The sequence below is a fragment of the Chromobacterium sp. IIBBL 290-4 genome, assembly GCF_024207115.1.
Classification (GTDB): Bacteria; Pseudomonadota; Gammaproteobacteria; order Burkholderiales; family Chromobacteriaceae; genus Chromobacterium.
The window spans coordinates 4,142,983-4,161,905 of the sequence record NZ_CP100128.1; the positions used below are offsets into that span (position 1 = coordinate 4,142,983).

Genomic DNA, 18,923 nt, shown 5'->3' on the forward strand with positions numbered 1-18,923 from the left:
TCCCGCTCAGGCCGGTTGCCGGCCAAGTTTTGCTTATTGGACTTTGCTGCCGATGCGCGACAAGTCGCTGAAGTTCATCCAGATCATGAAGGCTTTGCCCACCATCAGCTTGTCGTCGACAAAGCCCCAGTAGCGGCCGTCGGAGCTGTTGTCGCGGTTGTCGCCCATCATGAAGTAATGGCCCTGCGGCACTTTGCAAGTGAAGCCATCGTCATCATAACGGCAATTGTCGCGATAGGCGAAATCCTGCACCTGGCTCAAGGCCACCACCGGCGTGCCGGGGTTGTTCAGCACATGGTAGTTCTTGCCGCTCTGGCTTTCCTTGTAGCGATTGGCCGTGATCTGCATCAGGCCCTGCTCCAGGTAATCGTAAGTGCCGTCCTGGACATCGGTCAGCGGCTTGCCGTTCACCGTCAGGCGCTTGTTGCGATACTCCACGGTGTCGCCCGGCAGGCCGATCACGCGCTTGATGTAATTGACCTTGGGATTGGGCGGATAGTTGAACACCACCACATCGCCATGCTGCACCTGGTTCACCGGCACCAGCACATTGTTCAGCACCGGCACGCGGATGCCATAGGTGAACTTGTTGACCAGGATGAAATCGCCGACCACCAGGCCCGGCCGCATCGAGCTGGACGGGATCTGGAACGGCTCCACCAGGAAGGAGCGCAGCACGAAGACGACGAAAATCACCGGGAAGAAGCCGCGGGAATAATCGACGAAGTGGCCTGCCTGGGCGCCCGTGGCGGCGCGCTTCCTGGCCAGCAGCCATTTATCCAGCGCCCACACTGCGCCGGTGATCAGCACGAAGACCAGCATCACGGCGGTAAAGCTCATGAAGTCGGACAACAGGCCGAAGCCGCCGATCACCAGGGCCAGATAGCCCCATTGCACCGACTGCGGCCAGTCTTTGTCGCCCGGCTGTTTCTTGCCGCCCACCAGCACCAGCACCGCGCCGATCACGGCGGCGGCCACGAATACCCAGAACAGGTTGGAACCCACTTATTTGTCCCCTACTTGAAGAATGGCGAGGAAGGCTTCCTGCGGAATTTCCACATTGCCCACCTGTTTCATGCGCTTCTTGCCGGCTTTTTGCTTTTCCAGCAGCTTTTTCTTACGGGTGATGTCGCCGCCGTAGCACTTGGCCAGCACGTTCTTGCGCAGCGCCTTCACCGTTTCGCGGGCGATGATGTGGCCGCCGATGGCCGCCTGCACCGCGATGTCGAACATTTGGCGCGGGATCAGCTCGCGCATCTTGGACACCAGTTCGCGTCCGCGATAGATGCTGGAGGCGCGGTGCACGATCAGGCTCAAGGCGTCGACCTTTTCGCCGTTGACCAGCACATCCAGCTTGACCAGGTCGGCGCTCTGGAACTCCTTGAATTCGTAGTCCAGCGAGGCATAGCCGCGGCTAGTGGACTTGAGCTTGTCGAAGAAGTCCATCACCACTTCGTTCATCGGCAGATCGTAGGTCAGCATCACTTGGCGGCCCATGTACTGCATATTGCGCTGCACGCCGCGCTTCTGGTTGCACAGGGTCATCACCGAGCCGACATAGTCCTGCGGCACCAGGATGGTGGAGGTGATGATGGGTTCGCGCAGCTCGTCGTACTTGCCGGCTTCCGGCATCCGCGACGGGTTGGACACCACTTCCACCGTGCCGTCCTTCATCACCACTTCGTAGTTCACCGTCGGCGCGGTGGTGATCAGGTCCATGTCGAATTCGCGCTCCAGGCGCTCCTGCACGATTTCCAGGTGCAAGAGGCCGAGGAAGCCGCAGCGGAAGCCGAAGCCCAAGGCCTGCGACACTTCCGGTTCGAACTTCAGCGAGGCGTCGTTCAGCTGCAGTTTTTCCAGCGCGTCGCGCAGCGCTTCGTAATCGTGGCTTTCCACCGGGTACAGGCCGGCGAACACCTGAGACTGCACGTCCTTGAAGCCCGGCAGCGCATCGACGGCCGGGTTGCTCATCAGCGTGATGGTGTCGCCCACTTTGGCGGACTTCAGTTCCTTGATGCCGGCGATGACAAAGCCCACTTCGCCCGCATTCAGGCTCGGCTTCTGCACCGACTTGGGCGTGAACACGCCCACCTGTTCGCACAGGTGCTCGGCGCCGGTGGCCATGAATTTGATCTTGTCCTTGGGCTTCAAGGAGCCGTCGATCACGCGCACCAGCATCACCACGCCGACATAGTTGTCGAACCAGGAGTCGACGATCAGCGCCTTCAGCGGGCCGTCCGGATTGCCTTGCGGCGGGGGGATCTTGTTGACCACCTCTTCCAGGATGTCTTCGATGCCGATGCCGGCCTTGGCGGACGCGCGCACCGCTTCAACGGCCTCGATGCCGATGATGTCTTCGATCTCTTGCGAGATGCGTTCCGGATCGGCGGCCGGCAGGTCGATCTTGTTCAGCACCGGCACCACTTCCACGCCCAGCTCGATGGCGGTGTAGCAGTTGGCGACTGTTTGCGCTTCCACGCCTTGCGAGGCGTCCACCACCAGCAGCGCGCCTTCGCAGGCGGACAGCGAGCGCGACACTTCATAGCTGAAGTCCACGTGTCCCGGGGTGTCGATCAGGTTCAGGTTGTACACCTGGCCGTCGCGGGCCTTGTATTGCAGCGCGGCGGTTTGCGCCTTGATGGTGATGCCGCGCTCTTTTTCGATGTCCATCGAGTCGAGCACCTGGGCGCTCATCTCGCGCAGTTCCAAGCCGCCGCAAAACTGAATGAAGCGGTCGGCCAAAGTCGATTTGCCGTGGTCGATATGGGCAATGATCGAGAAATTTCGAATGTTTTTCATCGGTATCCAGCAAAAGATAAGGGCACGCACGCGTGCCCGAGGCTGCTGAAGCGGGCGGCCGGCGCCGATCAGCAAGCGGGGGCACGCTAGCCGTGCCCCCGGTTCTACTCACACTGGCGCGGATTTTAGCCGATTTCGCCCAAGTGTGCAGCCAACTTCGACGCATCCAGGCGCCAATGGCAGATTTCGGTTTCGCCATCCATCAATACCGGCACCAGCTCGTTGAAGCGAGCCTCCAGCGCCGGATCGGCGTCCACGTCCACCACTTGCAGCTCGAAGCCATGACGTTCGCGCCACGGCGCGAGTTCGGCCAGCATCTGATGGCACAGGCTGCAATACTCGCGGAAATACAAAGTCAGTTTCACTTGCCGTCGTCCGGGTTCAAAGGCAGGAACTGTACCACGCCCTGGCGCATCACCTGCAAGGCCACCGAGTCGCCCTTCTTGGCTTTTTCCAGCGCGGCCTTCAGCTGGGCGAAGCTCTTCAGCGGATCGCTGCCGACCCCGACGATGATGTCCCCCGGCTGGATGCCGGCGCGCAGGGCCACGCCATTGGCGGCGCGCACCAGCAGGCCGTAGTCGATGCCGGCGCGCTTGAGCTGGGCGGGATTCAGCTCCTGCAAACGCAGGCCGATCTGCGCCAGGCTTTGCTCGCCGCCCTCGCCCGGCTTGCGGTATTCGCGCTGCGCGATGCGCGGATCTTCTTCCTTCAACTCCTCCGGCACCACATTGACGCGCACCTGGGCGCGGGCGCGCCAGACATCCAGCGCCAAAGCCTTGCCCGGCGGCATGTCGCCGATCAGACGCTGCAAATCGCCGCCATTCTCAACCGGCTGGCCATCCACATTCAGGATGATGTCGCCCGCCTTCAGACCTGCCTTCTGCGCCGGGCCCTTGGGATCCAGCGCATTGATCAGCGCGCCATTGGGCTTGGACAGGCCGAAAGAGGACGCCAACTCCTTGCTCAACTCCTGCACCACCACGCCGATGCGGCTGCGCGTCACCTTGCCATTCGCCTTCAGCTGATCCGCCACATTCATGGCGGTATCGATGGGAATGGCGAAGGAGATGCCCATGAAGCCGCCGGAGCGGCTGTAAATCTGCGAGTTGATGCCGACGACTTCGCCGCTCAGGTTGAACAGCGGGCCGCCGGAGTTGCCCGGATTCACCGCCGCGTCAGTCTGAATGAACTGCACCGAGCCTTCGTCAGGCAGGCGGCGATTCTTGCCGGACACGATGCCGGAGGTGGCCGTGCTTTCGAAGCCGAACGGCGAGCCTATCGCCAACACCCACTGGCCGACTTTCAGCTTTTTCGGATCGCCCAAGCGCACCACCGGCAGGCTCTTGGCCTCTATCTTCAGCAGCGCCACATCGGAACGGGCGTCCGAGCCTATCACCTTGGCTTTGAACTCGCGCTTGTCGTTCAGTTTGACGGTGATCGTATCGGCGCGCGCCACCACGTGCGCGTTGGTCAGCACATAGCCGTCGGCGGAAATGATGAAACCCGAGCCCAGCGAGCTTTCCTGATGCTCGCGCTGCTGCGGCGGCGCGAAACGGCGGAAGAACTCAAAGAAAGGATCGCCCTGCATGCCGTCCGGCACATCGGCCGTGTCTTCCTTGACCGTGGACGTGGTGCTGATATTGACCACCGCCTTACCTTCGGCATCGACGATCTGGGCGAAATCCGGCAAATCCGCCGCCATGGCGGCTGGAAGCTGAGCAGAGAGTACAAATGCTGACAGCATTGCGGAAACGAGCAGTTTTTTCACCGACATGTGCGCTCCATCTATTCAGATATGTTTGGACTTATGCGCCGGCGGACGCCGACGGCTGAAACAGACCTTGGAAACCTCTGCAGGCTCCTTGGCAACTCCTTTGCGGCGCAGACCGCCACCCAGACCAAGCCGGCGGCGACCAGGCGCCGCCCTCTTGGGCTGAACGCTCCCGGCGGCCGCGCATGGAAACCGAAGCCGCCGGGAATCGGACAAGCTTAATCACCCTTGATGTGCATGCCCTTAAGCAAGGCGATCAAGGCCGTCGGGGGCAGATCGCCCACCGCCGTCAAGCGCACATCGTTTTGATAACTGGTCGCCATATTGATGGCGCCATGCAGATTGCCCGCGCGTTCCAGCTTGGCATTGTCGGACGGCGCCGGCTCTGCGAAGACGGACAGCATCACCAGGCCATCGGACAGCACCATGTTCCGAACTTGCTTGTTGCCGGCGCCGGGCAGGACGCGCTGCGCCGAACGCAATAGACGGAAGCCTTGCGGCAAACCGGTCACATCGCTTTGCGCCGCTTCGTCCGCGCCCGCGCCCATCATGCGGCCCTGGCCTATCGGCATCTTCTGAGCCAGCCGCGGCTTGTACGCTTTCTTGTCCTTGGCCCCGACCAGCTCCACATTGGTGAAGGTGAACTGCTCCACCGCATCGCCGCGCGGCGTAAGGGTGATGGCCTTCAAGGGCAGATAGCTGGTGGGCTCGATGCACAGCCGCAGCGTGTAGCGCTGCTGATCGCGCGGCTGCAGATCCAGCCACTGGCAATCGCGCTGCGCCACGCGGTCATGACCGGTGCGCTTGAGGACATAGGAGCGGGAGATGTCCTCCACGTCGTCCGGCAGCATCGCCGGGAACAAGCGCATGGCACTGATCCGGCAAGCCATCAGCGCGCGCTTGTCTGACGCGTAACAGGTCAACTCATTGCCCTGCCGCACCACTTCGCGCGAAGGGCCGTCCAGCGAGGTGCGCTTCTCGCGCACATTGTCGCCCTGCCCTTGCCGAACGATGCGGAAAGTCTCCAGCATGCCGTTCATCTGGTGCAGATAGGTGCCGTCCAACTGCTGCTGCAGGCCGGCATTGCCGACATTGCGCAGCAGCTGGACATCATCTTCCGCATGAGCCGCCGCGCCGGCCCCCAACATCATGACGCCAATCAGAGGAACTACACGCATCAGTGGCGAGCTCCGTTTCCATAAGACACACGCATCACGCTTTGATCGGCGGTCACTTCCTGATGCGCCAGCACGTAAGGATCGTCTTGATCCGCCATCGCCGGCTGAGCGGCCAACTGCACCGGCACGCCGCGATCGGCTATCGGCGACATCGCCGCGTTGCGATGGCTCAGTTGCTGCCAACCCACCACGGCGGCGAAGCTGACGCTGGCGGCCAAAGCCACAGCGCTGGCGGCGCGCACCTTGCGCGGACGCACCCAGCGGCGCGGCGCGAGCACGGTCGGTTCCGCAGCCAGACGCTCTGCCACGCGGGCGCGCACATCGATGGAGGCCAGTCGATTGGCGCGCATGGCGTCGCCGATCAGATGATAGCTTCCCCAGGCCTCGTCCAGACCTTCGTCCTCGGCGATGGCTTTGATGGCCTTGTCCGCTTCCGGGCCTTCCAGTTCGCCGTCTATCAGCGCGGAAATTGTTTCTTTCATACTTACCACCTTCTGTTTTTGGCCGTGTCCAGCAAAGGCCGCAGCTCAGCAGCAATCGCCTCGCGCGCCCGGAAAATCCGCGAACGCACGGTGCCTATCGGACAATCCATCACCGCGGCAATTTCATCGTAGGACAGCCCCTCCATCTCCCGCAGGGAAATGGCGGTGCGCAGCTCCTCCGGCAAAGCTTCCACGGCGGCATTGACCGTCGCCAGAATTTCCTTGTTCATCAGCTCGGTTTCGGGCGTGTTCAGGTCGGGAATTTGCGACGCCATGTCGAAACTCTCGCCATCCTCGTCCTCGATCTCGCTGTTCACCACCGGACGACGTCCGGAGGAGCTGAGGAAATTCTTGGCGGTATTGATGCCTATCCTGTACAGCCACGTGTAAAACGCGCTTTCTCCGCGGAACGACGGCAAGGCGCGATACGCTTTGATAAACGCTTCTTGCGTCACATCCTCGATGTCCGAGCCATCGCGGATGAACCGCGACAGCAGCCTGGCGAGACGTCGCTGATACTTGGCAACAAGCAGATCGAAAGCTCTTTTTTCACCTCGCTGGGCACGTTCCACCAACTGTTGATCGATATCCCGATCACTCATGTCGCTGTTATGCTCCCTGGTTTGCCCACTGTTGTATGTGGTCGTTACGTGGACTGTGATCTAGACCACAGCTTTTGCCTTGAGTTCCCATCTGGCGAGGACGATGCGAAACATATCATTGTCTGAGCCAAACTTGAACATCCATCCGTCAACTATTGCCAGCCTTTTCTAGAGCCTTTACACTCCAACCAAGCACTTGCTTGAATGACAAGCACATCCCAATTCCCGTCAGGAGCACCCGATGAGCACCGCAGGCCACCGTTTCCGCCAGGCTGTCGTCAATGAAAAACCCCTTCAGGTCGTCGGCGCGATCAATGCCTACGCCGCCAAGCTGGCCGAGCACGCCGGCTTCAAGGCGCTCTATCTGTCTGGCGGCGGCGTGGCCGCCTCTTCCTGCGGCATCCCGGACCTGGGCATCACCACGCTGGAAGACGTATTGATAGACGCGCGCCGCATCACCGATGTGACCGATCTGCCGCTCCTGGTGGACATCGATACCGGCTGGGGCGGCGCTTTCAACATCGCCCGCGCGGTGCGCAGCCTGGAAAAAGCCGGCGTCGCCGCCGTGCATATCGAAGATCAAGTCCAGCAAAAACGCTGCGGCCATCGCCCCAACAAGGCCATCGTATCCCAAGAGGAAATGGTCGATCGCATCAAGGCCGCCGTCGACGCCCGCCGCGACGCCAGCTTCGTCATCATGGCGCGCACCGACGCGCTGGCGGTAGAAGGACTGGATGCCGCCCTCGAACGCGCGGCCGCTTGCGTAGAGGCGGGCGCGGACATGATCTTCCCCGAGGCGATGACCGACTTATCCATGTACCGGCGCTTCGCTGAAGCGGCCAAGGTTCCCGTGCTGGCCAATATCACAGAGTTCGGCGACACCCCGCTGTACAGCGCCGAACAACTGGGCGCCAACGGCGTCAACCTGGTGCTGTATCCGCTGTCCGCCTTCCGCGCCATGAGCAAGGCCGCGCTGGACGTGTACGGCGCGATCCGCCGCGACGGCAGCCAGCAAGCCGTGGTGGACAAGATGCAGACCCGAGCCGAATTGTACGAACACCTGGGCTATCACGCATTCGAACAAAAACTGGATGCGCTATTCGCCGCCGGCAAACAATAAAAAACGCGCCAAGCGGCAGTCAAGTCTTACACAAGGAGAAGTGGCATGACTGAAGTGGTACTCACCGGCAAACCCAAGAAATCCGTTGCCCTGTCCGGCGTCGCCGCCGGCAACACCGCGCTGTGCACTGTAGGCCGCAGCGGCAACGACTTGCACTACCGCGGCTACGACATTCTGGACTTGGCCGACAAGGCCGAATTCGAAGAGGTGGCCTATTTGCTGGTGCACGGCAAGCTGCCGAATCAGGCGGAACTGTCCGGTTACAAGAAAAAGCTGAAATCGCTGCGCGGCTTGCCGGCATCGGTCAAGGCCGTGCTGGAAGCGCTGCCGGCCAGCGCCCACCCGATGGACGTGATGCGCAGCGGCGCCTCCGCCCTGGGCTGCGCCTTGCCGGAAAAAAACGACCACAATCTGGCCGGCGCGCGCGACATCGCCGACCGCCTGATGGCCTCCTTCGGCTCCATCCTGCTCTACTGGTACCACTACAGCCATAACGGCAAGCGCATCGATGTCGAAACCGACGACGACAGCATAGGCGGCCACTTCCTGCACCTGCTGCACGGCGCCAAGCCGCCGGCCGAATGGGTGCGCGCGATGCACACTTCGCTGAACCTGTACGCCGAGCACGAGTTCAACGCCTCCACCTTCGCCGCCCGCGTCATCGCCGGCACCGGCTCCGACATGCACAGCGCCATCACCGGCGCCATCGGCGCGCTGCGCGGCCCCAAGCACGGCGGCGCCAACGAGGTGGCCTTCGAGATCCAGCAACGCTACGAAACGCCGGACGAAGCCGAAGCCGATATCCGCGCCCGCGTGGAGCGCAAGGAAGTGGTGATCGGCTTCGGCCACCCGGTCTACACGATTTCAGACCCGCGCAACAAAGTGATCAAAGAAGTGGCGCGCGAGCTGTCCAGGCTGAACCATGACATGAAAATGTTCGACATCGCCGAACGTCTGGAATCGGTGATGTGGGACGTCAAAAAGATGTTCCCCAATCTCGATTGGTTCTCCGCCGTCAGCTACAACGCCATGGGCGTGCCCACCGCCATGTTCACGCCGCTGTTCGTCATCTCGCGCACCAGCGGCTGGAGCGCCCACGTGATCGAGCAACGCCAGGACGGCAAGATCATCCGCCCCTCGGCCAACTACACCGGCCCGGAAGACCAGGCCTACATCCCGCTGGAAAAACGCTGAACCTAGCAGCAAACGGCGCGGCTCACGGCCGCGCCGGCAACACCGGAGCAGTAAATGAAGCAAACCTTGTATTGGCAGCGCCTGGACTGCCCGGGGCTGGAGCAAGTGGAGCTTGAAACCGGCGCGGACCTGGCCCTGTCGGCCAGCGGCAGCCTGTTGCACACGGACAGCGGCGCCAGCCTGCGCTACCGCATGCAACTGGACCATCATGGCCGGCTCAGCCACGCCCACATCGACCTGTCCGCCCCGGAAGCCAAGCAATTGACGCTGCAACACACCGAAAGCGGCCGCTGGCTGATCAACGGCATGGCTCAACCCGCCTGGGACGCCTGCCAGGAACTGGACTTGCAAGCCTGCGGCCTGACCAACGCCTTTCCCATCCGCCGGCTGAAGCTGGGCGTGGGCGACAGCGTGGAGCTGGCGATGCTGTTCGTGCGCCTGCCCACGCTGACACCCACCGTCTGCCCGCAACGCTATACGCGGCTGCCGGACCAGAACGGCCTGCGCCGCTACCATTACGCCTCGCCCGGCTTCGCAGCCGACATCCTGGTGGACGAGCAAGGCTTCACCATTCATTACAGCGATTTCCTGCAACGGCTGCCCAGCGGCGGCCATGCCGCCAGCTGAGGCTGGCCGAGAGATGCCCATGAACCGCCAATACCGCACCGCCCTGCCCGGCACCGGGCTAGACTATTTCGACGCCCGCGCAGCCGTGGAGGCCATCCAGCCCGGCGCCTGGGACAAGCTGCCCTACACCGGCCGCATCCACGCCGAAAACCTGGTCCGCCGCTGCGAGCAGGCCGCCCTGACCGAATGCCTGGAGCAGATCGTCCACCGCAAGCGCGAGCGCGACTTCCCCTGGTTCCCGGCGCGGGTGGTCTGCCACGACATTCTGGGCCAGACCGCGCTGGTGGACCTGGCCGGCCTGCGCGACGCCATCGCCGACCAGGGAGGCGACCCGGCCCAGGTCAATCCGGTGGTGCCGGTGCAACTGATCGTCGACCACTCGCTGGCGGTGGAGTGCGGCGGTTTCGACCCGCAGGCTTTCGAGAAGAACCGCGCCATCGAAGACCGCCGCAACGAAGACCGCTTCCACTTCATCGACTGGACCAAGTCCGCCTTCGACAATGTGGACGTGATCCCGGCCGGCAACGGCATCATGCACCAGATCAACCTGGAGAAAATGTCGCCAGTGATCCACAACGATAAGGGCGTGGCCTACCCCGACACCTGCGTCGGCACCGACAGCCACACGCCGCACGTGGACGCGCTGGGCGTGATCGCCGTCGGCGTCGGCGGCCTGGAGGCGGAAAACGTGATGCTGGGCCGCGCCTCGTGGATGCGGCTGCCGGACATCGTCGGCGTGGAGCTCTCCGGCAAGCCGGCCGCCGGCATCACCGCCACCGACGTGGTGCTGGCGCTGACCGAATTCCTGCGCCAGCAAAAAGTCGTCGGCGCTTATCTGGAATTCTACGGCGCAGGCGCGGCGGCGCTGACGCTGGGCGACCGCGCCACCATCTCCAATATGGCGCCGGAGTACGGCGCCACCGCCGCGCTGTTCTTCATCGACCAACAGACCATCGACTACCTGAAGCTGACCGGCCGCAGCGACGAGCAGGTCAAACTGGTGGAGACCTACGCCAAGACCGCCGGCCTGTGGGCGGACAGCTTGCAAACCGCCGAATACGAGCGCGTGCTGCAGTTCGATCTGTCCAGCGTCGTCCGCAATCTGGCCGGCCCGTCCAACCCGCACAAGCGGCTGCCGGTGTCGGCCTTGGCCGAACGCGGCATCGCGGCCAACCTGGCCCAGGCGCGCGAGCAAGAGGCGCAAGGCCTGCTGCCGGACGGCGCGGTGATCATCGCCGCCATCACCAGTTGCACCAACACCAGCAACCCGCGCAATGTGATCGCCGCCGGCCTGTTGGCGCGCAACGCCAACCGGCTGGGCCTGGTGCGCAAGCCGTGGGTGAAATCCTCGCTGGCGCCGGGTTCGAAGGCGGTTGAGCTGTATCTGAAGCAAGCCGGCCTGCTGTCCGAGCTGGAACAGCTGGGCTTCGGCCTCGTCGCCTTCGCCTGCACCACTTGCAACGGCATGTCCGGCGCGCTGGACCCGAAGATCCAGCAGGAAATCATAGACCGCGACCTGTACGCGACGGCGGTGCTGTCCGGCAACCGCAATTTCGACGGCCGCATCCACCCCTACGCCAAGCAAGCCTTCCTCGCTTCGCCGCCGCTGGTGATCGCCTACGCCATCGCCGGCACCATGCGCTTCGACATCGAAAAAGACGTGCTGGCAGTGGTGGACGGCAAGGAAATCCGCCTGCAGGACATCTGGCCGGACGACGCGGAAATCGACGCGGTGCTGAAGCAATCGGTGAAACCGGAGCAGTTCCGCCAGGTTTACGAGCCTATGTTCGCCATCCACCGCGACAGCGCCGCCAAGGCCAGCCCGCTGTACGCCTGGCGGCCGCAGAGCACCTATATCCGCCGCCCGCCGTACTGGGAAGGTGCCCTGGCCGGCGAACGCACGCTCAAGGGCATGCGCCCGCTGGCGCTGCTGCCGGACAACATCACCACCGACCACCTGTCGCCATCCAACGCCATACTGGCTAGCTCCGCCGCCGGCGAATACCTGGCCAAGATGGGCCTGCCGGAGGAGGACTTCAACTCCTACGCCACCCACCGCGGCGACCACCTGACCGCGCAGCGCGCCACCTTCGCCAACCCGCAACTGGTGAACGAGATGGCCGTGGTGGACGGCGAGGTGAAGAAGGGCTCGCTGGCGCGAGTGGAGCCTGAAGGCAAGCTGATGCGAATGTGGGAAGCCATCGAAACCTATATGGGCCGCAAGCAGCCGCTGATCATCGTCGCCGGCGCCGACTACGGCCAGGGCAGCTCGCGCGACTGGGCGGCCAAGGGCGTGCGCCTGGCCGGCGTGGAGGCCATCGTCGCCGAAGGTTTCGAGCGCATCCACCGCACCAATTTGATCGGCATGGGCGTGCTGCCGCTGGAATTCAAGCCCAGCGTCAACCGCAAGACTTTGCAGCTGGATGGCACCGAGACCTACGACGTGATCGGCCAACGCCAGCCTCGCGCCGACCTGACCCTGGTGATCCATCGCCGCAACGGCGAGACAGTGCAGGTGCCGGTGACCTGTAGGCTGGATACCGCGGAAGAGGTGTCGATCTACGAGGCCGGCGGCGTGCTGCAGCGCTTCGCGCAGGACTTCTTGGAGGGGGTGAAAGGCTGACCCCCTCTCCCCCTGCCCCTCTCCCGCAAGGGGCGAGGGGTGACTCTTCGGCTACGTTTTAATGCTGGCTTGGCGGCTACATCGCCGCCAATCTTACCGATGGAATGCTTGGCTGCTTGACTGGCTTGACTGGCTTGACTGGCTTGACTGGCTTGACTGGCTTGACTGGCTTGACTGGCTTGACTGGCTTGACTGGCTTGACTGGCTTGACTGGCTTGACTGGCTTGACTGGCTTGACTGGCTTGACTGGCTTGACTGGCTTGACTGGCTTGACTGGCAAATAGCTTAACGCGCTTAAGAACAGGCTCAAGCGCAACTCCTGCTTGATTGCTGACAATATTGGCGGACGTGGCATATCACCGCCGCGGCAAACCATGACATCAGCAACGCGATAGCCCCTCTCCCCTTGCGGGAGAGGGGTTGGGGAGAGGGGGATGCGCCAGCAGGACTTCGCCAAAGTGAAGCGCGGCGCGAAAATTGAGCGCCTTTTTGCGCGATAAATTGGTTTCATCTATTTTGCAGCATCTGCAACAGAATTGCATTTCAAGGGGCCTCGCGGCCCCTTCGTTGTCTCTTACGGCTCTTCACCAGTTACGGATGATCAGCTCGCCCTTCCTCTCCTTACTGCGGCCGCCTCCTCCTACGCTGTAGTTGATGTCCACTCTTTCAATCGTCAGTCCATCAAACGCCTGGCGCATTTCCGGGATGTCATTGACCGAAATGATCATGTGCCCCCGCATGCCCCGGGCGTGTCCGAATTTTTGTGTAAACGGGGTTTGGGTTACGCCTGTGGAATGCGTTCCTCGAACTGAATGGTAAAGCGAGTCAGCGCTGCCTTCCAATCCCGAATCGGCATGGTCCACTTCTGACTGATGTTCCTTAGCGCCAGATAGAACAGTTTCAGCAATGCCTCATCACTCGGGAACGAGCCCCGATTCTTGGTCAGCTTTCGCAGACTCATATTCACCGACTCGATGGCATTAGTGGTGTAGATCACTTTCCTGATCTCCGGCGGGTAGTCGAAGAATGGCGTCAACCGAGCCCAGTTGCGCCGCCAGAACTGACCAATTGGCAAATACTCGTCATCCCACTTGGCCTCAAACTCACCTAGCCGCTGCTCAGCTTCGTCGAGGGTGGCCGATTGGTAGATTCGCTTCAGGTCGGCGGCTACTTCAGCACGCCGCTTCCACGACACGTAGTTCAGGCTGTGTCGCACCATGTGCACGATGCACAACTGCACCGCTGCTTTCGGGAAGACCGCCTCGATCGCTTCCGGGAAACCCTTCAGACCATCGACGCAGGCGATAAAGATGTCCTGTACGCCCCGGTTACGCAGCTCGGTCACGACCTGAAGCCAAAACTTGGCTCCTTCCGTCTGAGCCAGCCACATCCCCAGAACCTCCTTCTCTCCAGCCAGGGTAATACCGATGGCGAGATAGACGGCTTTCACACGTACAGCTCCCTCACGTACTTTCACGTGGATGCAGTCGAGGTAGATGATCGGATAGAGCGAGTCCAGGGGGCGAGCCTGCCACGCCTTGACCTCTTCTGTGACGGAATCGGTGATGGAGGAGATCAGGCTGGGCGAGACCTCGGTGCCGTACATCTCTTCCAGATGGGCCTGGATTTCCCGAACAGTCATACCACGGGCGTAAAGCGAGATGACTTTGTCGTCGAAGCCGGTCCAGCGGGTCTGGTGCTTGGGAATGAGTTGCGGCTCGAAGGTACCCTGGCGGTCTCGTGGCACTTCGATAGGCAATTCGCCGAACTCGCCCTTGAGGGTCTTGCGGCTCTTGCCGTTCCGGGTGTTGCCGGCTGGATTGAGCACCGGCTCGTGTTTGCTATGGCCGAGGTGTGCGGCCATCTCAGCATCCAGTGCTTTCTCGACCAGCAGCTTGGTCAGTTGCTTGAGTAGGCCGTTCTCACCGATGAGGTCTTCGGGCTTCTGATAGTCGGCCAGCAAGCTGTCCAGTAGTGTGTCAGGTACGTCGTGTTTCTTTGAGCTCATTGTGTCTCCAGACTAGGTGGCAGTTTCCTGCCAAATGTCCGTTTACACAAAATTCAGTACACGCCCGCATTGCCCCCATTAGCCTTGGCGCTAGGTCTTCACAAATCCGCCGCAGGCCATCAACTTATCGAAAGACCGCTTTGGCCGGCAACCTGCCGGAGTCCTCTCCCGGTCGGCTGCAGGTCGGCCGAAGCGATCAATCAATCACTGCTATCGATTAGGAACTGACGCTTTACCCCCCATTGAAATCTCCACGTCATGATGGATTGGACTCTCAAGTCAGCCGTTACTCAATACTGAGGTCGAGCTAGCGACAAGGGAGACCGACTCCAAGTCACGATCCATGCGGCGCACAGATGAAACACAACTCAAGCGGCTGCTAAGGGACAAGTTGATCCAGTGCGTATTCACCAACACCTCTGTTGAGTTCGTTAACGCGGGCATCTGGGCAGGCAAAAAGAGTCATGTATCAGAAAAGCTATCCACCGGACAGAAAATTGCCTTGGAGTTCATGTGGATTGTGCGGCAAGCAGAATACGAGATCGAACGAGGCCTGTTGGAAATGACAAGCACGCAGGCCGCCAAGTCGCGAGCAAAAGCCAATCGCGTAATCTTGATCGACGGCATCTTCAGTACGCTTTCCGATCGCAAGATCATTGGCGAGGCCTTGAATGGCTTGCGTGATCTAGGCGGAAACTTCCAGATCCTCGGCTTCCTGCACTCGCCCACCTGGACTAACGATTACACAGTTTTCCCGGTCTATCACGTGGGTAAGAAACTGACGAACAACGCGGGAGATGGGTTAGTGTCTTTCATGGAGCATGGCCGTGAGTCAGACACAGTCGGATTCTTTTCCTCGATCACACAGTCTTTGAAAATCGAGGCTGGATCAGCGGTATGAGCTTGGGCACACTCTTGTCGGATGAGGCTACAGCCGTTCTTGCGCAACTGCGAAAGATGGCAGGCGCGAGCGGGAAGCTGCGAACCTCATCGTGCATGCCAAAGCTGGCCGGCGCGCTGGGGCTTTCTCGCCTTGTGGTTGATGAGGCAATCAGAGACCTCTATCGCTCAGGGCTGCTCCAGTACCAGGCAGACCGCCGTGAACTCCCGGTCTCAGGCTACCTCACCGTCATGCTGGATTCGGTGACTACTGATCCGCAAGAAGCAGCATGGAGACAAGCGCTTGCCGGAGCCGGGTTGTGTGAAGAGGTTGCGGAGGAGCTGTCTGGCCTGTCCTCTTCCCTCGGCGGTATGACTCCAGAGGACCTAGCCGCTTTGGCTCGCGTTCTACGGCGACTCAGTGAAGCCGACCCTGCCAGCTTCGATGACGCCGGATTTAACGTCAGTGCCCGCCATCTGCTGGGGAGTTCGAAGGTCCTATCGATGATGACCGGTCGTATGATGGATGCGCTAGGACTACCATTACGTCTGCAAAACTCATCTCCCCGATATGTCATTTGCGCTGGGCCGCCTGATCCAGTTGCCACACTCCTGATTGAAAACCCAAGAGCGTTTGAAAATGCCGTGTGTAGTGGGTTGTCAGAGGAGGTTGCACTAATTTGCACGTATGGTTTTGGCTTAAGTTACCTTGGACAGGAGCGCTTACACACTACTGGCACGTCCGTGAACGATCAGCCGATCATGATCGTTCGCGGAGGATCTCCTCCGCAGCTCAAGGATTTGCTCCGAGCCAACCAAGTCTTTTTTTGGGGTGACCTCGATCTGGCTGCAATCAACATCTATCGGGCTCTCAAGCGGGCTGTGCCGCAGCTACAGATGAGCCGGATTTATGAGGCGATGCTGCCTTTGCTTGCTAGTTCAGATCACTCCCACCCTTATGCGGAGATGTTCGACAAGAGTGGCCAAGTAAAGAGTACGGTGATCAATACTCCCGGCCCCCACGATCTGGACTCGGGATGCTTATTCCTTTGGCACACATGTCAGACTAGAGCAGTCGATCAAGAGGCTGTATCCAATTTGACAATTCGATTGCTTGGATCCTTTCCCCTTACGATGAGCGAGTCGTTCCGAGTTCATAGAGGCTTTGTTGCATAAATAGGCTTCGGCATGCAAAGCCCCTTTCCCCGGACGGATTTATGGCATGCGCACCGTCATCGGCGTCCCGAGCCGCGTGAAGCGGTTCAAGATCGCCGCTCGCACTTGGAGCTCTGCGACTTGACGGTCGAAGTCCCTTGCCATTACCCGCTCGCCCAGCAGCTTGAAACAGCGCATCTTGGTTTCCACCAGGCTGCGGCGATGGTAACCGCTCCATTTCCTCCAGATCGCTCGACCCAGGAGCCGGGTAGCACGCAGTATCTCGTTTCGGACATGGGCGCCCAACCGATTTTCCTTCCACGGCTTGGCATTCTTTCGGGTAGGAATCACCGCCTCGGCTTTTCGCTTGGCAATCGCTTCATGGCAGCCTTTGGTGTCGTAGGCACCATCGCCACTTACTGCAGCAATCCTTTCCCCCGCGGAAATCTGGTCCAGCAACTCCGGCAACATTGGCGCATCGCCCACCGCGTTGTCGGTCACTTCAATCGCCCGGATTTCCAGCGTCTGCGCATCAATGCCCAAATGCACCTTGCGCCACTGACGGCGGTACTCCGCGCCGTGTTTCTTCGTTTTCCATTCGCCTTCACCCAGCATCTTGATGCCGGTGCTGTCGATCAACAGGTGCAGCCCGGTCGTGGTTGGACGGCAAGGAATGGCCACCTGCAAATGCTTTTGCCGCCGGCACACGGTGCTGTAGTCCGGCGTCAGCCAGTCCAGCCCCGCCAGTTTGAGCAGGCTTTGCACCATACCCACGGCCTGTCGGAGCGCAAGATTGAACAGGCATTTGATCGTCAGGCAGAACTGAATGGCGGCATCGCTGAAAGTCGGTGTCCGTCCACGTTTGCCGACTGCAGAGCCATGCCAGCGCATGTCACGGTCCAACCAGATCATCAGCGACCCACGCGCCTTGAGCGCAGCATTGTAGGTCTTCCAGTTGGTGGTCTTGTACTTGGGCGGGGCGGGCTTGCTCATGCCGTCATTCTACCCCGCCTGCTGGGAGGGTGATTTGTGCAACAAAGCCCATTCAAGATGCTCTTGATGACTTCGCCATTTTCACTCAGCACGGTAGGTTAGGCTGAGCTTGAGAAGCCCAACGTTTACCGCGAAGTTTTGGAATCCGCTTCGCGGATGATATTTGACATGCCGGTTCCGCCCGGCGAACGGGCAAGGGGATTGCGCGGCCAATCCCCTTGCAACCCCAGGCCGCCCCTACAGCGCTGCGAAACCCCGTCTTTCAAACCAGCCTCGGGGAGCTGCCGGAACTAGCGGCGCGCTACCGTCGCGCCGCGTCGAACAGCCGGCAGCTTAAAACCCCGAGTCTGGTTCGAAAGCCGGCTCCGCTAGCGGTTAGCCCGCGCCCGTAAGTCGTGGCTTTTTTGCGTCCATAGGTTTCCTGTCGTGCCGCTATCTCGGCACGTCCAAAGCTTATGGCCGGGTAGCGTGCAGCCATACAATACCCCGGCAACGGGGGAAATCTGCGGGCCGTCTAGCGGCGGTGTTGAAGTACCCGGCCGCCCCTCTCAACAGGGGGCGCTTTAGACAAAACCGCTAGGAGTCCATGACTATGGATGCTCGTCTTGTGTTTGTCGTCTCTGTCTCCCCTCCCCTAATTCTTGATTCGAGCCCTTGGTCGCCGGCCTTGTTGCGCCTGCGCGCCGCGTATCGGCTTGCGTTTTGGGCAACGCAGTTTGCGAGTTCACTTGGGGAGGCTCGGCCATGAATGCGGCTATCGATCAGCAGGTGAATGCGCCGCTGCGGCTGGATTTCGCCAAGGGTTTGGCCATGCGGGTGGTGCGGCGGCCGGAGGGGTTTTGGCTGGTGGCTGCGGAGGTGGCCGCGTCCATGAAACTGGAGGTGAAGGACTTGCTGAAGGCCTTGGGCGAGCCGCTGGGGAGGCCCTTGCCGCTGGCGGATGAGGCGGAGCCGGTGTTGTGCTTGTCCGAAGGCGAGCTGGACGAGGTGTTTCGCCGCATCAAGAAACCTGGCGCGCGGCGACTGCGGCGCTGGTGGCTGGAAGAAACCCGCCCGGCCTTGCTGCGTGAGGCCGGCGCAGCCAATACGGCGGAAACCCTGCACCTGGCGCTGGCTCTCGCTGCGGAGGCGGCGCAGCAGGTCAGCCGCGCGGTGATGGAGGCGGTGCTGCGCGAGCCTGGCACTTGGCAGCATTCGCGCTGGGTGCTGGCGCTGGACTATGCGCCCAATAACAAGCAGCGCTGGCCGCACGGCAGGCTGATCGGCCTAAACAGCAGCGTCTCCACGCTAAGCGGCATGGCGGAGTTGATCGCCCCGCCCGGCAAAATGCCGGCCACCAGCGCGGAGCTGCTCAAGCTGGCCACCGCCTGCCAGCAGCGTTTGGCGGAGAGGATAGACAAGTTCGCCAATTAAGCGTGCATCGCAATGAAAAACACCGCTTCAGCGTTGCGAAGCGGTGTCTTCGTTTCTTCTTTCATACTTCATGCTTGAG

The 18,923-nt window shown here is 61.2% G+C and carries 17 protein-coding genes; 7 read left to right on the forward strand and 10 right to left on the reverse strand.

Annotated features, from left to right (window positions below; all coding sequences use genetic code 11):
• Positions 1-33: 33 nt before the first annotated feature.
• From lepB to rpoE, 7 genes are all read right to left on the reverse strand, one after another.
• Positions 34-1,005 (reverse strand): signal peptidase I, encoded by a 972-nt coding sequence (gene lepB, locus NKT35_RS19500; protein ID WP_254296192.1) that lies wholly within the window; start codon positions 1,003-1,005, stop codon positions 34-36.
• Positions 1,006-2,799 (reverse strand): translation elongation factor 4, encoded by a 1,794-nt coding sequence (lepA, locus tag NKT35_RS19505; protein ID WP_254296199.1) that lies wholly within the window; start codon positions 2,797-2,799, stop codon positions 1,006-1,008.
• 125 nt (positions 2,800-2,924) lie between these two features.
• On the reverse strand, positions 2,925-3,164 hold the full coding sequence (locus NKT35_RS19510; protein WP_254296202.1) for a glutaredoxin family protein: 240 nt from the start codon (positions 3,162-3,164) through the stop codon (positions 2,925-2,927).
• Positions 3,161-4,573, reverse strand: a complete 1,413-nt coding sequence (locus NKT35_RS19515; protein ID WP_254296203.1) for a DegQ family serine endoprotease — start codon at positions 4,571-4,573, stop codon at positions 3,161-3,163. Before NKT35_RS19515 ends, NKT35_RS19510 begins: the two co-directional genes overlap by 4 nt.
• A 215-nt stretch (positions 4,574-4,788) precedes the next feature.
• Entirely contained in the window at positions 4,789-5,748 is a 960-nt protein-coding gene (locus NKT35_RS19520; RefSeq protein WP_254296205.1) for a MucB/RseB C-terminal domain-containing protein, read from the reverse strand.
• Positions 5,748-6,230 (reverse strand): sigma-E factor negative regulatory protein, encoded by a 483-nt coding sequence (locus NKT35_RS19525; RefSeq protein ID WP_254296207.1) that lies wholly within the window; start codon positions 6,228-6,230, stop codon positions 5,748-5,750. The genes NKT35_RS19520 and NKT35_RS19525 overlap by 1 nt, the downstream gene beginning before the upstream one ends.
• Positions 6,231-6,232: 2 nt before the next feature.
• Entirely contained in the window at positions 6,233-6,832 is a 600-nt protein-coding gene (rpoE, locus tag NKT35_RS19530) for an RNA polymerase sigma factor RpoE (RefSeq protein ID WP_254296209.1), read from the reverse strand.
• 241 nt (positions 6,833-7,073) lie between these two features.
• Between rpoE and prpB the strand changes: the two genes are divergently transcribed.
• The 4 genes from prpB to acnD are packed head-to-tail and all read left to right on the forward strand — an operon-like array spanning position 7,074 to position 12,396.
• Positions 7,074-7,952 (forward strand): methylisocitrate lyase, encoded by an 879-nt coding sequence (gene prpB / locus NKT35_RS19535; RefSeq protein ID WP_254296211.1) that lies wholly within the window; start codon positions 7,074-7,076, stop codon positions 7,950-7,952.
• Positions 7,953-7,997: 45 nt separating this feature from the next.
• Positions 7,998-9,146, forward strand: a complete 1,149-nt coding sequence (prpC, locus tag NKT35_RS19540) for a bifunctional 2-methylcitrate synthase/citrate synthase (RefSeq protein ID WP_254296213.1) — start codon at positions 7,998-8,000, stop codon at positions 9,144-9,146.
• 54 nt (positions 9,147-9,200) lie between these two features.
• Positions 9,201-9,773, forward strand: coding sequence for a putative glycolipid-binding domain-containing protein (locus NKT35_RS19545; protein ID WP_254296220.1), 573 nt, complete (start codon positions 9,201-9,203; stop codon positions 9,771-9,773).
• A 13-nt stretch (positions 9,774-9,786) separates the two neighbouring features.
• Positions 9,787-12,396 carry a Fe/S-dependent 2-methylisocitrate dehydratase AcnD gene (gene acnD / locus NKT35_RS19550; protein WP_254296228.1) on the forward strand — a complete coding sequence of 870 codons (2,610 nt, stop codon included), beginning with the start codon at positions 9,787-9,789 and terminating at the stop codon, positions 12,394-12,396.
• A 584-nt stretch (positions 12,397-12,980) separates the two neighbouring features.
• On the opposite strand, the gene NKT35_RS19555 is transcribed toward acnD, so the two are convergent.
• Complete coding sequence (locus NKT35_RS19555; protein ID WP_254296231.1) at positions 12,981-13,124, reverse strand: hypothetical protein; 144 nt, start codon at positions 13,122-13,124, stop codon at positions 12,981-12,983.
• Between the two features lie 53 nt (positions 13,125-13,177).
• Positions 13,178-14,404, reverse strand: a complete 1,227-nt coding sequence (locus NKT35_RS19560; protein WP_254295807.1) for an IS256 family transposase — start codon at positions 14,402-14,404, stop codon at positions 13,178-13,180.
• Between the two features lie 343 nt (positions 14,405-14,747).
• Here NKT35_RS19560 and NKT35_RS19565 point away from each other — a divergent pair, with 343 nt between their 5' ends.
• Positions 14,748-15,305 carry a hypothetical protein gene (locus NKT35_RS19565; protein ID WP_254296233.1) on the forward strand — a complete coding sequence of 186 codons (558 nt, stop codon included), beginning with the start codon at positions 14,748-14,750 and terminating at the stop codon, positions 15,303-15,305.
• A 95-nt stretch (positions 15,306-15,400) separates the two neighbouring features.
• A complete protein-coding gene (locus NKT35_RS19570; protein ID WP_254296235.1) occupies positions 15,401-16,459 on the forward strand; it encodes a hypothetical protein in 1,059 nt (352 codons plus the stop codon).
• Positions 16,460-16,498: 39 nt separating this feature from the next.
• On the opposite strand, the gene NKT35_RS19575 is transcribed toward NKT35_RS19570, so the two are convergent.
• On the reverse strand, positions 16,499-17,431 hold the full coding sequence (locus NKT35_RS19575) for an IS5 family transposase (RefSeq protein ID WP_254294827.1): 933 nt from the start codon (positions 17,429-17,431) through the stop codon (positions 16,499-16,501).
• A 744-nt stretch (positions 17,432-18,175) separates the two neighbouring features.
• On the opposite strand from NKT35_RS19575, the gene NKT35_RS19580 reads away from it, so the two are divergent.
• On the forward strand, positions 18,176-18,844 hold the full coding sequence (locus NKT35_RS19580; protein ID WP_254296238.1) for a BRO-N domain-containing protein: 669 nt from the start codon (positions 18,176-18,178) through the stop codon (positions 18,842-18,844).
• The last annotated feature ends 79 nt before the right edge of the window (positions 18,845-18,923 follow it).

What these genes read in the sequence shown, in the direction of transcription:
- prpC (WP_254296213.1), top strand. Translation starts at nt 7,998, where the DNA reads ATGACTGAAGTGGTACTCACCGGCAAACCCAAGAAATCCGTTGCCCTG.
- prpB (WP_254296211.1), top strand. Translation starts at nt 7,074, where the DNA reads ATGAGCACCGCAGGCCACCGTTTCCGCCAGGCTGTCGTCAATGAAAAA.
- NKT35_RS19560 (WP_254295807.1), bottom strand. Translation starts at nt 14,404, where the DNA reads ATGAGCTCAAAGAAACACGACGTACCTGACACACTACTGGACAGCTTG.
- NKT35_RS19525 (WP_254296207.1), bottom strand. Translation starts at nt 6,230, where the DNA reads ATGAAAGAAACAATTTCCGCGCTGATAGACGGCGAACTGGAAGGCCCG.
- NKT35_RS19570 (WP_254296235.1), top strand. Translation starts at nt 15,401, where the DNA reads ATGCCAAAGCTGGCCGGCGCGCTGGGGCTTTCTCGCCTTGTGGTTGAT.
- NKT35_RS19555 (WP_254296231.1), bottom strand. Translation starts at nt 13,124, where the DNA reads ATGATCATTTCGGTCAATGACATCCCGGAAATGCGCCAGGCGTTTGAT.
- rpoE (WP_254296209.1), bottom strand. Translation starts at nt 6,832, where the DNA reads ATGAGTGATCGGGATATCGATCAACAGTTGGTGGAACGTGCCCAGCGA.
- NKT35_RS19545 (WP_254296220.1), top strand. Translation starts at nt 9,201, where the DNA reads ATGAAGCAAACCTTGTATTGGCAGCGCCTGGACTGCCCGGGGCTGGAG.
- NKT35_RS19565 (WP_254296233.1), top strand. Translation starts at nt 14,748, where the DNA reads ATGCGGCGCACAGATGAAACACAACTCAAGCGGCTGCTAAGGGACAAG.
- lepA (WP_254296199.1), bottom strand. Translation starts at nt 2,799, where the DNA reads ATGAAAAACATTCGAAATTTCTCGATCATTGCCCATATCGACCACGGC.
- NKT35_RS19515 (WP_254296203.1), bottom strand. Translation starts at nt 4,573, where the DNA reads ATGTCGGTGAAAAAACTGCTCGTTTCCGCAATGCTGTCAGCATTTGTA.
- NKT35_RS19520 (WP_254296205.1), bottom strand. Translation starts at nt 5,748, where the DNA reads ATGCGTGTAGTTCCTCTGATTGGCGTCATGATGTTGGGGGCCGGCGCG.
- NKT35_RS19575 (WP_254294827.1), bottom strand. Translation starts at nt 17,431, where the DNA reads ATGAGCAAGCCCGCCCCGCCCAAGTACAAGACCACCAACTGGAAGACC.
- acnD (WP_254296228.1), top strand. Translation starts at nt 9,787, where the DNA reads ATGCCCATGAACCGCCAATACCGCACCGCCCTGCCCGGCACCGGGCTA.
- NKT35_RS19580 (WP_254296238.1), top strand. Translation starts at nt 18,176, where the DNA reads ATGAATGCGGCTATCGATCAGCAGGTGAATGCGCCGCTGCGGCTGGAT.